Source organism: Geodermatophilus sp. URMC 65, from assembly GCF_053502545.1.
On the sequence record NZ_CP199954.1, the window covers coordinates 1,077,450 to 1,089,595 of the forward strand.

At 75.4% G+C, this 12,146-nt stretch carries 12 protein-coding genes and 1 pseudogene; 5 read left to right on the plus strand and 8 right to left on the minus strand.

Translation table 11 applies throughout. From position 1 onward, the window contains the following. Nucleotides 1–16: 16 nt before the first annotated feature. The 4 genes from ACWIX7_RS05040 (at nt 17) to ACWIX7_RS05055 (ending at nt 1,622) form a co-directional block, all read left to right on the plus strand. Nucleotides 17–316, plus strand: a complete 300-nt coding sequence (locus ACWIX7_RS05040; protein ID WP_448620468.1) for an antibiotic biosynthesis monooxygenase — start codon at nt 17–19, stop codon at nt 314–316. 57 nt (nt 317–373) lie between these two features. After that, complete coding sequence (locus ACWIX7_RS05045) at nt 374–607, plus strand: helix-turn-helix domain-containing protein (RefSeq protein WP_448620469.1); 234 nt, start codon at nt 374–376, stop codon at nt 605–607. Between the two features lie 2 nt (nt 608–609). Then, nucleotides 610–1,146 (plus strand): Clp protease N-terminal domain-containing protein, encoded by a 537-nt coding sequence (locus tag ACWIX7_RS05050; protein WP_448620470.1) that lies wholly within the window; start codon nt 610–612, stop codon nt 1,144–1,146. A 65-nt stretch (nt 1,147–1,211) separates the two neighbouring features. Continuing rightward, nucleotides 1,212–1,622 carry a VOC family protein gene (locus tag ACWIX7_RS05055; protein ID WP_448620471.1) on the plus strand — a complete coding sequence of 137 codons (411 nt, stop codon included), beginning with the start codon at nt 1,212–1,214 and terminating at the stop codon, nt 1,620–1,622. A 47-nt stretch (nt 1,623–1,669) separates the two neighbouring features. On the opposite strand, the gene ACWIX7_RS05060 is transcribed toward ACWIX7_RS05055, so the two are convergent. The 4 genes from ACWIX7_RS05060 to lepA form a co-directional block, all read right to left on the minus strand. Next, nucleotides 1,670–2,200 (minus strand): hypothetical protein, encoded by a 531-nt coding sequence (locus ACWIX7_RS05060; RefSeq protein ID WP_448620472.1) that lies wholly within the window; start codon nt 2,198–2,200, stop codon nt 1,670–1,672. After that, a complete protein-coding gene (locus ACWIX7_RS05065) occupies nt 2,197–3,996 on the minus strand; it encodes an FAD-dependent monooxygenase (RefSeq protein WP_448620473.1) in 1,800 nt (599 codons plus the stop codon). The genes ACWIX7_RS05060 and ACWIX7_RS05065 overlap by 4 nt, the downstream gene beginning before the upstream one ends. A 138-nt stretch (nt 3,997–4,134) precedes the next feature. Beyond that, nucleotides 4,135–4,794 (minus strand): MOSC domain-containing protein, encoded by a 660-nt coding sequence (locus tag ACWIX7_RS05070; protein WP_448620474.1) that lies wholly within the window; start codon nt 4,792–4,794, stop codon nt 4,135–4,137. Continuing rightward, nucleotides 4,791–6,620 carry a translation elongation factor 4 gene (gene lepA / locus ACWIX7_RS05075; RefSeq protein WP_448620475.1) on the minus strand — a complete coding sequence of 610 codons (1,830 nt, stop codon included), beginning with the start codon at nt 6,618–6,620 and terminating at the stop codon, nt 4,791–4,793. Before lepA ends, ACWIX7_RS05070 begins: the two co-directional genes overlap by 4 nt. Nucleotides 6,621–6,800: 180 nt before the next feature. Between lepA and rpsT the strand changes: the two genes are divergently transcribed. Beyond that, entirely contained in the window at nt 6,801–7,067 is a 267-nt protein-coding gene (gene rpsT / locus ACWIX7_RS05080; protein ID WP_448620476.1) for a 30S ribosomal protein S20, read from the plus strand. A 178-nt stretch (nt 7,068–7,245) separates the two neighbouring features. Here the strand turns inward: rpsT and holA are convergent, their stop codons facing one another. From holA to ACWIX7_RS05100, 4 genes and pseudogenes are all read right to left on the minus strand, one after another. Then, on the minus strand, nt 7,246–8,238 hold the full coding sequence (holA, locus tag ACWIX7_RS05085) for a DNA polymerase III subunit delta (RefSeq protein WP_448620477.1): 993 nt from the start codon (nt 8,236–8,238) through the stop codon (nt 7,246–7,248). A gap of 331 nt (nt 8,239–8,569) precedes the next feature. After that, a pseudogene (locus ACWIX7_RS05090) lies at nt 8,570–10,684 on the minus strand (ComEC/Rec2 family competence protein); the annotation flags it as partial. Further along, nucleotides 10,681–11,508: a ComEA family DNA-binding protein gene (locus ACWIX7_RS05095; RefSeq protein ID WP_448620478.1), complete on the minus strand. Its 828-nt coding sequence runs from the start codon at nt 11,506–11,508 to the stop codon at nt 10,681–10,683. The pseudogene ACWIX7_RS05090 and the gene ACWIX7_RS05095, both read right to left, overlap by 4 nt. 135 nt (nt 11,509–11,643) lie before the next feature. Next, nucleotides 11,644–12,111, minus strand: coding sequence for an ester cyclase (locus tag ACWIX7_RS05100; protein WP_448620479.1), 468 nt, complete (start codon nt 12,109–12,111; stop codon nt 11,644–11,646). Between the last annotated feature and the right edge of the window lie 35 nt (nt 12,112–12,146).

The window sequence follows — 12,146 nt, forward strand, 5'->3', positions numbered from 1 at the left end:
TCGAGGAGGGTGGCCGATGATCGCCCGCACCTGGCGCGGCTGGGTCCGCACCGAGGACCGCGACGCCTACGTGGCCTACATCCGGGGAACCGGCATCGCGGAGTACCGCGCCACCCCCGGCAACCTCGAGGCCCACCTGCTCACCCGGGACCTCGACGACGGCCGCACCGAGGTGGTCACCCTCAGCTTCTGGACCTCGCTGGACGCCGTCCGCGCCTTCGCCGGGGACGACGTCTCCGCCGCCGTCTTCTACCCGGAGGACGACCGCTGGCTGGTCGACCGCGAACGCACCGTCACCCACCACGAGGTGCACTGACCCACCCGTGCGTCAACGACGGTTGACAGAGCTCGCTTCGTCAACCACAGTTGACGCATGGCCGACACAGCACGGGTGGCCTCCGCCGCCAGCAGCCGCGACCCCGCGGTCGGGCTGAAGGCGGTCCGCGCACTGCGGGCGCTGGTGGACCGGCTGGAGGCCCTGCAGGTGGAGAACGCGCGCGACGAGGGCTGGACGTGGGAGCAGATCGCCCGGCTGCTCGGCGTCACGCGGCAGGCGGTGCACAAGAAGTACGCAGGCGGCCGCGGGCCGCTCCGGCGGAGGGACTGACCGTGTTCGAGCGCTTCACGTCCGACGCCCGCGAGGTCGTCGTCCTGGCCCAGCAGGAGGCCCGTGCCCTCCGGCACGACCACATCGGCGCCGAGCACCTGCTGCTCGCGCAGCTGCGGCTGGACACCCCGACGACGGCCGTCCTGCGGCGGCACGGGCTCGTGCACGACGAGGTGGCCGTGGCGGTCGCCGCCCACCTCGGCGGTGAGGACCTGGACGCCGAGGCGCTGCGGACCCTGGGCATCGACCTGGACGCCGTCCGGGACGTCGCCGAGGCGACCTTCGGACCGGGGGCGCTGGACACCCCACGCCGCGGCCGGCGGCGGAGCCCGGGGCACCTCCCGTTCACCTCGGACGCGAAGAAGGTCCTGGAGCTCGCACTGCGCGAGGCCCTGGCGATGCGGTCGCGCTCCATCACCGACGGGCACATCGCGCTGGGCCTGCTGCGCGGCGGGGGCACCGCACTGGAGGTGCTGCGGCAGCGGGGCGTGGACCCGGGGGGCCTGCGCGCGGACCTCACCCGGTCGCTGGCCGCCTGAGGAGGACGGGGTCCTTCCACCTGCAGCAGGGCCGCCCTGTCACCCCCCGGTGGGACGGTGCAGGCGTGGAGATCCTCTTCGTCGCCAGCGTCAGCGTCATCGCGCCCGACCCGGTGGAGAGCCGGCGGCTGTACGTGGACGCCCTCGGGTTGCCCCTCGAGCGCCTCGAGGGTGAGTACTTCGCCAGCGAGCACATCGACGGCAGCAGGCACTTCGGCGTGTGGCCGCTCGCCGAGGCGGCGGTCGCCTGCTTCGGCGAGCGCTCCTGGCCGGCCGGCCACCCGGTGCCGCAGGCGAGCATCGAGTTCGAGGTCGCCGACCCGGCTGCGGTGGCCGACGGCGCGGCGGAGCTGCAGGCCGCCGGCCACCGGCTGCTGCACGGGGCGCGGACCGAGCCGTGGGGTCAGACGGTCGTCCGGCTGCAGTCCCCCGAGGGGCTCGTGGTCGGGCTGTCCCACGCGCCCTGGATGCACTGACCGGCCGGCAGCTGGCCGCGGCGTCCCCGACCGCGGTCCCCCGCGCGTCACCCCGACGCGGCGGCGCCCGCGGTCGGCAGCCGGCGCCGCCGGGAACGGGCGGCGACGACCAGGACCACGTCGCCGACCGCGAGCCCCGCGCCGGCGGGCGCGAGCATCGCCCAGCCGGTGCCCCTGCCCGAGACCACACCCCACAGGACCTTGCCGGCGGCCATCGCGTTCAGCAGGACCAGTCCCCAGCCCGGGGAGCGGCGCCAGAACGCCAGGCAGAACGCGCTCAGGCTCAGCGGCACGAGACCCGTCAGCAGCACCTTGCGCCCGGTCCAGTCCCCGCTCAGCCACTCGCGCTCGAAACGGAGGAACTCGGCGACGCGCGGGTCCACCCGGGCCGGGGCCGGGAACCAGGCCATGCTCGTGGCGAGGGCCACCACGGTGACCGCGATGCCCGCCGGACTGCGCCGGTGGGCCGACCACGCCAGCGGCAGGAGGAACAGCGGGCGGACGTACCAGCTCAGGACGTTGTGGTGCCGGGCCCAGGCCCACTCGGCGAGCCTCTCGAGGCGGTCGGTCGCCCTCACGGCGCGCTCCCCGCCGGGGAGGTGGGCGCGGGTCGGAGGTCGGCAGCCACCTGGTCGAGCACCCGCCTCAGGTACCGCACGAGGACCTCCTCCGAGGCCGGCTGGGCGCGCAGGCCGACGTAGCCGTCCGGGCGGACGAGGTACAGGGCCTCGGCGGTCGCGCCGTAGCGCCGGTGCGTCTCGCCGTCCGGGTCGAGGAGCACCCGCCGCCCGGCCAGTTCGGTGGGCGACCGCGGTCCCCACACCACCACCCAGGGGCGGACGTCGGGCCCGAACAGCCGCTCGACGCGGTCGGCGATCCCGGCGAGCGAGGTGTAGCCGTCGTCCGTGCGGGCCTCGCCGTCGAAGAGCAGCAGGGTGGAGTGCGGGCCGCGGAAGGCGTCGAACAGCCGCGTGCGCTGACCGGTGGTCGCGTCCTGGACCGTGCCGTCGGGGGCCCGGTCCCCCGCGTGGACGCCCCGGGCGAAGCGGAGCCGGTCCACCGCGTGCGCGCGCTCGTCGTCGCGACCGGGGCTCCACCGGGTCGCGGTCAGCGGAGCCCGGTGGTCCTCGGTGAGGGAGCTGCCCCGGTGGTCCAGGTCCAGCTCGCTGACGCCCCCGAGGACGGCCCGCTGCACGGCCGGGATCCGCAGCGCGGGGGTCAGGACGTGCTCGCGCAGGAAGGTGGTGAACGGGTCGGCCCCGAAGACCGCGCGGTACCCGAGATCGCTGCCACCGAGGACGGCCTGCGCGATCGGCCGCCGCTCCTCCTCGTAGGTGTCGAGGAGGCGGTCGGATGCGCGGCCCCGGACCACCAGCCCGAGCTTCCAGCCGAGGTCGTAGGCGTCCTGGATGCCGGTGTTCATCCCCTGGCCGCCGACGGGGCTGTGCAGGTGCGCGGCGTCGCCGGCCACCAGCACCCGGCCCACCCGGTACCGGTCGACCAGCCGCACGTTGCTGTGCCAGGTGGAGAGCCAGGTCGGGGAGGAGAGGCGGACGTGCGGCAGCCCGCTGCGCTGGGTGAACAGCCGCTGGAGCAGCTCCAGCGACTCCGGCTCCTCGGTGGCGGCCGGCAGGCTGGCCTGCACCTGCCAGGAGGGCAGGCCCCGGAACGGGCTGGCCGCGAGGTACTCCCCGCCGTCGAACCACACGTACCCGCTGTCGGCCGGCTCCAGCCCCTCGATCTCCACGTCGCCGAACAGGAAGCGCTCCTCGCGCGAGTCCCCCTCCAGCGCCAGCGCCACCAGGTCCCGGACCCGGCTGTGGCCCCCGTCGCAGCCCACGACCCAGGCGGCCCGGATCGTCTCACCGGCACCGTCGGAAGGCCTCGCGAGACGGACGAAGACGCCGTCCTCCTCCTGCTCCAGGGCCAGGAGCTCGCGGTCCCACTCGACCGCCCCGCCCAGCTCCCTCAGGCGCTCGCGCAACACCTGCTCGGTGCGCCACTGCGGGATGAGCACGAGGTTCGGGTGGGGGATGTCGGGCAGCGGGTCACGCCCGGGCAGGTGCAGGTCGACGAGCAGCTCCTGCCGGACGTACCAGCGCACCCGCAGGTCTCGGGACCACCCGGCCTCGAGCACCCGGTCGACGACGCCCAGGTCGTCGAAGACCTCGAGGGTGCGGGGTTGCACGCCCTTGCCGCGCGACTTCACCTCGGGCCCCGGCAGCCGGTCGACCACCCGGACGGCGACGCCACGGCGGCGCAGGTCGCAGGCCAGCGTGAGGCCCGTCGGGCCGGCGCCCACGACCAGGACGTCGACGTCCGGGGACCCGCGTCGCTGCACCGGGACGCCGGAGGGGGACGGTGCTCCTGCCATCGGTACCTCCCGGAGGTGCCGTGTCCGACACCCCTGATGGTGGGGCGGATACCGCGGCACCGGAAGGAGCAGCTCGACGGCCGGGAACCTGCGGCCGCTCCCGGGACCGTGGACGGGGACCCACCGTCCAGGGGTCCGTCAGGCCGTGGCGCCCGTCCGCGCGGCGATCCTGGCGGCCAGCTTCGGCTGGTCCTTGAGCGGGAGGTGTTCGAGGGCCGGTGCGATCTCGGGCAGCCGGCGTCGCTGCGTCGTCGTCGCGCGGAACAGCAGGCCGACGGTGACGCCGTGGTCGGGACGGTGCACCACCTCGACCGTGTCGCCGGCGCCGACGTCCCCGATCTCCCGCACCCGGAGGTAGGCGCCGCTGGCCCCGCGGGCGGTGAACCGCCTGACCAGCTGCGGCACGCCCCAGAACCGCTCGAAGTTGGCGCACGGGATGCGGCAGGCGGTCACCTCGAACAGCGCCGTCCCGACCCGCCAGCGCTCACCGAGCACCGCGCCGGCGAGGTCTAGACCCGTCGTCCGCAGGTTCTCGCCGAACCGGCCGGGCGGCAGCTCGCGGTCCAGCTCGGCGGCCCACCAGTCGGCGTCCTCCTGGGCGTAGGCGTAGACCGCCTGCCCCTCGCCGCCGTGGTACCTGCGGTTGACCTGCACGTCGCCGTCCAGCCCGAGCGGGTGGACGGCGACCCGCCCGGCGACCGGCCGCTTGTCGATGCCGCTGCGGTTCGGACGACGGCCGGGCAGCGGCAGCAGGTCGGAGCCGGAGACGCAGACCGCGTCGAGGCGGCCGCGGGTCACTTCTTGGAGGCGGTGGACTCGTTGGTGGAGAGCGCGGCCACGAAGGCCTCCTGGGGGACCTCGACGCGGCCGACCATCTTCATCCGCTTCTTGCCCTCCTTCTGCTTCTCCAGCAGCTTCCGCTTGCGGGTGATGTCACCGCCGTAGCACTTGGCGAGGACGTCCTTGCGGATGGCGCGGACCGTCTCGCGGGCGATGACCCGCGAGCCGACGGCGGCCTGGATCGGCACCTCGAACTGCTGCCGCGGGATGAGCTCGCGCAGCTTGCCGGCCATCATCACGCCGTAGCTGTAGGCCTTGTCCTTGTGCACGATCGCGCTGAACGCGTCGACGGCCTCGCCCTGCAGCAGGATGTCCACCTTCACCAGCGACGACTCCTGCTCACCGGCCTCGGTGTAGTCGAGGCTCGCGTAGCCGCGGGTGCGCGACTTCAACGCGTCGAAGAAGTCGAAGATGATCTCGCCCAGGGGCAGCGTGTACCGCAGCTCGACCCGGGACTCGCTCAGGTAGTCCATGCCGCCGAGCTGGCCGCGGCGGCTCTGGCAGAGCTCCATGATCGCGCCGGTGTAGTCGCTGGGCGCGATGATCGTCGCCTTGACGACGGGCTCGTAGACCTTGTCGATCTTGCCCTCGGGCCAGTCGCTCGGGTTGGTCACGGTGATCTCCGTGCCGTCCTCCATGACCACCCGGTAGACGACGTTCGGCGCGGTGGAGATGAGGCTGATGCCGGCCTCGCGCTCCAGGCGCTCGCGAACGATCTCCAGGTGCAGCAGGCCGAGGAAGCCGACGCGGAACCCGAAGCCCAGCGCTGCGGAGGTCTCCGGCTCGTAGGTCAGCGCGGCGTCGTTGAGCAGCAGCTTGTCCAGCGCCTCGCGCAGCAACGGGTACTCGCTGCCGTCGATCGGGTAGAGGCCGGAGTAGACCATCGGCTTGGGGTCGCTGTAGCCACCGATCGGCTCGGCGGCCGGCTTGTGCTGCAGCGTGACGGTGTCGCCGACGCGGGACTGGCGGACGTCCTTCACGCCGGTGATGAAGTAGCCGACCTCGCCGACGCCGAGGCCCTCGACCGGCTTGGGCTCCGGGGAGATGACGCCGATCTCGAGCAGCTCGTGGACGGCGCCGGTCGACATCATCTTGATGCGCTCGCGGCTGGAGATGCGCCCGTCGACGACGCGGACGTAGGTGATGACGCCGCGGTAGATGTCGTAGACGCTGTCGAAGATCATCGCCCGGGCGGGGGCCTCCGCGTCGCCGACCGGGGCGGGGATCTGGGCCACGATCTGGTCGAGCAGCTCGGGCACGCCCTCGCCGGTCTTACCGCTGACCCGCAGGACGTCAGAGGGGTCGCAGCCGATGATGTGCGCGATCTCGGCCGCGTACTTCTCCGGCTGCGCGGCCGGCAGGTCGATCTTGTTGAGGACCGGGATGATCGTGAGGTCGTTCTCCAGGGCCAGGTAGAGGTTGGCCAGGGTCTGCGCCTCGATGCCCTGCGCGGCGTCGACCAGCAGGACCGCGCCCTCGCAGGCGGCCAGCGACCGGGACACCTCGTAGGTGAAGTCGACGTGGCCGGGGGTGTCGATCATGTCGAGGACGTACTCGGTGTCCCCGACCCGCCACGGCAGCCGCACGTTCTGCGCCTTGATGGTGATGCCGCGTTCGCGCTCGATGTCCATCCGGTCGAGGTACTGGGCACGCATCTGCCGCGCCTCGATGATCCCGGTGACCTCGAGCATCCGGTCGGCCAGCGTCGACTTGCCGTGGTCGATGTGGGCGATGATGCAGAAGTTCCGGATGCGGGCCGGGTCGGTGGAGGCGGGAGTCGTCACAGTGCCCCCATGGTCCCACGCCCGGCCGCGTCGTCCAGCCACCACCGGGCCCGGGTGCGTACCCGCGGGTTGGGGCCGGGCGGACGACGCTGGTATCTTGGCAGACCGGTCCGCTGACGCACGCCGTCCGGACGCACTGTCCAGAAGTACCCCCCTCCGAGACACCCCCGAGGCTCACGCGTGGCGAACATCAAGTCCCAGATCAAGCGGAACAAGACCAACGAGAAGGCGCGTCAGCGCAACGTTGCCGTCAAGTCCGCCCTGAAGACGGCCGTCCGCCGCTTCCGCGAGGCCACCGCCACCGGGGACGCCGCGGCCGCGACGACCGCGCTGCAGACGGCCAGCAAGGCGCTGGACAAGGCTGCCAGCAAGGGCGTCATCCACAAGAACCAGGCCGCGAACCGCAAGTCGGGCATGGCCAAGCAGCTGTCCGGCCTCTCCCGCTGACCTCCGGTCGCGTCCGCGCGACCGTCCGACGAGCCCCCTCCCCCTGCGGGACGGGGGCTCGTCGCGTTCCCGGGGCCGTGGCCCTCCTGCAGGTGGAAGGACCCCCTCCTCCCCACCGCTCGCACGCTCGCGGCGGGCCCCTGGAGGGGCCGAGTGGCGGGGGGCAGGGGGTCCTCTGTCAGCCGCGGACGCCGCGGCCGGTCTCCCGGCGGATGGTGACGATCCGCCGGATTGCCCGCTCCAGCGCGTAGTCCGCGCTGGCCGCCGCACCCTTGACGTCGGCGTTGAGCTCGGCGGCCACGCCGATCGCCTGCTGCAGGCCGTCGATGCTCCAGCCGCGCGCCTGCGACTGCGCCCGCTTGACCTTCCACGGCGGCATCTTCAGCGTGCGGGCCAGGTCGCCGGGGTTGGAGCTGCGCACCGAGGAGACCCGGGCCGCCGTCCGCACGCCGTCGGCGATCGCGTCGGCGATGAGGACGTGCGCGACACCGCGCTGCAGCGCCCACCGCAGCATCTCCAGGGAGCCCTGCCGGTCGCCGACGAGCACCCGCTCGGCGACGGTGAAGCCGGTGACCTCGGCCTGGCCCCGGTGGAAGCGGGCGACGGCGTCGGCGTCGACCGTGCCGCCGAAGTCCGAGACCAGCTGCGTGGCGGCGGACGACAGCTGCCGCAGGTCCGCGCCGATCGCCTCGACCAGCGCCGAGGCGGCGTCCGGGGTGATCCGGCCGCCGGCCGAGCGCACCTCGTTGCGCACGAAGGCGATCCGGTCGCCCACCGAGCTGACCTTCGGGCAGTCGTCGACGGCCGCACCCGCGGCGGTGAACGCCTTGACCAGGGCCTCGTTGCGCTTGCCCCCCGAGTGCACGATCACCAGCGTCAGGTCCGGGTCCGGGTCCTTGGTGTAGCCGGTGAGCGCGTCGACGAGCGCGCCGGCGGCCTCGTGCACGCCGGTGACGACGACCAGCCGGTGCGTGCCGAACAGCGAGAGCGCCAGGACGTCGGCCAGCTGGCCGACCGGCAACCCCTGCGCCGGCAGGTCGTGCAGCTCGGCGTCGGGGTGGCGCTCGAGCACGGCGGCCCGCACGGCGGAGACGGCGCGCGCACGCAGCAGCTCCTCCTCGCCCACCACGGCGCGCAGGCGGGAGGTCGGTGCAGGGGGTGCTGCGGCCACACCGGCATGGTGTCACGCGGGACCGACGCTCCCGCCGTCCCGCGCGGGGTCCCGGCCGGCCGTCGGCCGTCGCGGCGGCCGGATCCCCCACCGCGCCGGACCGCCCGGCCGCCGTGGCGCCGGTGCCCGGCCCTCGGACCGCCACGCCCCACGCGCCGGCGTCGCCCACCACGGCCAGGTCACCCTCCCGGTCGGTGCGGTGCACCCGCGTCCCCTGCTGCGCCAGCCAGGACAGCACCCGGGCCGTCGGGTGCCCGTAGGTGTTGTCCGCGCCCACCGAGACCAGCGCGACCCGTGCCCCGGTGGCGGTGAGGAAGCCGCGGTCGGCGTCGGCGCTGCCGTGGTGCGGCACCTTGAGCACGTCGGCGCGCAGGTCGACCCCGCGCGCGACGATCCGCGCCTCCATCGCGCCGCCCAGGTCGCCGGTGAGCAGCACCCGGATCCCGCGCTGGGTCACCCGGACCACCAGCGACAGGTCGTTGGCCGGCACCGCGGCGGTGGCGACCTCCGGCGGCGGGGCGAGCACCTCGACGGTCGCCGTCCCCACCGTCCTCCGGTCGCCGGGGACCAGGACGGCGCGCTCGGCACCGGCCCGCCGCGCCGTCGCGTCCAGGGCGCCGGCCCGGTCCTCAGCGGGCGACAGCGTGCCGGTGGCGACGACGCCGACGTCCCGCCCGGACAGCGCCCCGGCCAGGCCTCCCGCGTGGTCGGCGTCCAGGTGGGTGACCAGCACCAGGGGCAGCGTGTCGATGCCCAGCCGGTCCAGGCAGCGGTCCACCGGACCGACGTCGGGCCCGGCGTCCACGAGCAGCCCCTCCCCCGGCGCGGTCGGCACCACCAGCGCGTCACCCTGGCCGACGTCGCAGGCGACGAGGACCGTCCGCTCGGGCGGCCACCCGCGGGTGACCTGCCGCAACGGCCACCCGAGCACCACGACGCCGAGGAGGACCGCGAGCGCCAGCGGCCGGGCGCGGGGGACGCGCCACAGCAGCCAGCCCAGCGCCAGGAGCAGGACCGTCAGCAGCACCGCGCCCCGGGTGCCGGCCGGCCAGCCGGTCGCACCGTCGGGCAGCGCCGCCGCACGCTGGGCCACGATGACCAGCCACCGCACCGGCCACCCGGCCAGCCAGACCAGCGCCTCGCCCAGCGGCGGCACGACCGGGAGCGCGACCGCGGCCAGCAGGCCGAGCACGGTCGCCGGGGCGACGGCCGGAGCGCCGAGCAGGTTGGCCGGCAGCGACACCGGGCTGACCAGCCCGGAGAGGCCCGCCACCAGCGGCGCGGTGGCCAGCCCCGCGGCCGCGGCGACCGCGACCGCGTCGGCCAGGACCGGCGGCCAACCGCGGCCGCGCAGGCGACGGGACCAGCCCGGCGCCAGCAGGACGATGGCCGCGGTGGCCGCGACCGAGAGCGCGAAACCGGCGTCCCGGGCCAGGCCGGGGTCGAGGAGCAGCAGAACGACGACGGCCGTCCCGAGGGCCGGCAGCGCCGCGCGGGACCGCCCGGTGGCCAGCGCCAGCAACGTCACCGCGCCCATGGCCGCCGCCCGGACCACGCTGGCGCTGGGCCGGGCCAGCACCACGAACCCGGCCAGCGCGACCACCGCGACCAGCGCCTGCACCCGCCGGTCGACCGCCCGGCGCCGCAACGGCGCGAGCACCCCGGCCAGCACGATCGCCACGTTCGCGCCCGAGACGGCCGTCAGGTGGGCCAGCCCCGCCCGCCGGAAGTCCTCGACGAGCACCGGGTCCATCGCCTGCGTGTCCCCGACGACCAGGCCCGGCAGGAGCCCACCCGCCTGCGGCCCGAGCACCCGGACGGCGGCCTCGCGCAGCCCCTCCCGCAGCCCCCCGGCGACCCGCTGCACCGCCGACGGTTCCCCGACCGGCACCGGCGGCGCCCGCGCCGACAGCCGCGCCGCCACGCCGTCCTCCGCGGCGGCCGGGGCGACCGCGGCCCGGACCCGGACCACCTGGCCGGGCAGCAGTCCGCGCCACTCGTCGGCGGGGCCGAAGAGCACCACGGCGTCGTCCAGCCGGGTGCGCGTGCCGCCGTCCTCCAGCGCGGCGACGGTGGCCTCGACGACGGCCCGCGGCGGGCCTCCCCCGCGCACCGCCGTCGGGTCGCCGTCGAGCTCCAGGACCAGCTCGACCGTCCGCCGTCCCTCGGCGACCCCGGCGAGCGGGGAGGCCTCCCGGGCCGCCTCCCGCACCGCCGCGGTCGCCGCGGTGACGGCCAGCGCGGCCAGGACGCCCAGCAGCACGACCGCCGCCGGCGACCGGCTGCGGCAGGACAGCGCGACCGCGGTCAGGACGGCCACCGGCACCGCGCCGGCCAGCACCGGAATGGGCAGGAGCGGGGCGAGCAGGGTGGTGGCCCAGACAGTCGCCGCCGCGGGTGCGAGCCGCAGGTCCAGCCACGACCAGCGCTCCCGGGCCGTGCTCACACGGTCACCAGCTCGGCGAGCTCGGCGTAGGTGGCCGGGCCGATGCCGGGGACGTCGTCGAGCTGCTCCACGCTCCGGAAGGGTCCGTTGCGCTCCCGGTGCTCGACGATCCGCTGGGCCAGCACCGGACCGATGCCCGGGAGCGCGTCGAGGTCGGCGGCGGTGGCGGCGTTGAGGTCGACCGGCCCCGCCCCGCCGGCTGCGCCCGAGCCGTCGGCGGCGCCGCCGACCACCCCCGCTCCGGGGACACCGACCGCCACCTGCTGGCCGTCGGAGACGACCGCGGCGAGGTTCACCGAGGCCGGGTCGGCGTCGGGCAGCAGGCCACCGGCGGCCGCCACCGCGTCGGCCACCCGCGCGCCGTCGGGCAGCGTGACCAGCCCCGGGCGGGCCACCGAGCCCACCACCGAGACGACGACCGTGGCCGCGGACTCGGCCGCGACCCCCACCGACGGCGTCGCGGCGGGCTCCTCGCCCACGGGTGGCCCGGTCGGAGCCGGCTCGACGGGTGCCGGCTGCACCTGGGGACGGTCCAGCCACGTGCCGCCGACCACCAGGAGCGCGGCGAGCAGACCGACGACCCACAGCGACCAGGCAGCGCGGCGGCCGGGGGCCAGCCGGACGGCGCTGCCCGGGGCACGATGGCGCCCGATGCCGACCGGCAGCCCGTCCTCCGCCGTGGCGGTGGGGAGCTGCTCCTCCCGCGGCTCGGGGTCGGTCTCGTCGTCGGGCACCCAGCCGGGTGGCCGGCTCTCCTGCAGCAGGGCCCGCAGCCGTTGCCTGATCAGGTCGGCGTCGTCGCTGCGGCGGGGAGGGAGTCGCACCGGCGCGACGCTAGGGAGCGACGCCCCCGATCGGCCGTGTCGCCGACGACCTGTGGACGGCCACCACCACTGTGGATCCGGAGGACGTCGTCACGTGCGCGCCGTCGAGCGCTCGAGCGGCCGAGCCGCCGGTCGTCATCCGCCGCTCGTGACTGCGTCCTCGGGTCTCGGCATGAGGCCCACCTGCTGGAGGTAGTCGGCGAGGTTCCAGTAGTCCCGGTTCTCCACGATCCGGCCGTCGCGCACCCGACCGACCGAGACGCCGGGCACCCGGTAGGAGCGTCCGGTGGCCGGCAGGCCGTGCTCGGGGTCGGCCCGGTCGTTGGTCCCGACCATCGTCCACTCCAGCGCGTAGCCCTCGCCGTCCCCGACGACGGCGCCCGGCTCGAACCGGTAGTCGGTGGAGAAGCCGGTCTCCATGGCATCCACGAAGGCGCGGACGGCGGCCGCGCCCTCGAATCGCTCGCCGAGCGCGAAGTCCTGGTACACCCCGTCGTCGGCCCAGAACGCGGCCACCGCCGCGCTGTCGTGCGCGTTCCACGCGTCCAGGTAGGCCCGGGCCCAGTTCGCCGCCACCCCAGCCGCCGGTCCACCACCGCTCATGTCTCCCCCTCGCGTCGCCTGAGGCGGCCGAAGCT

Excerpts from the sequence above, each read along its gene's own strand:
- ACWIX7_RS05040 (WP_448620468.1), top strand. The coding sequence starts at position 17 with ATGATCGCCCGCACCTGGCGCGGCTGGGTCCGCACCGAGGACCGCGAC.
- ACWIX7_RS05045 (WP_448620469.1), top strand. The coding sequence starts at position 374 with ATGGCCGACACAGCACGGGTGGCCTCCGCCGCCAGCAGCCGCGACCCC.
- ACWIX7_RS05065 (WP_448620473.1), bottom strand. The coding sequence starts at position 3,996 with ATGGCAGGAGCACCGTCCCCCTCCGGCGTCCCGGTGCAGCGACGCGGG.
- ACWIX7_RS05100 (WP_448620479.1), bottom strand. The coding sequence starts at position 12,111 with ATGAGCGGTGGTGGACCGGCGGCTGGGGTGGCGGCGAACTGGGCCCGG.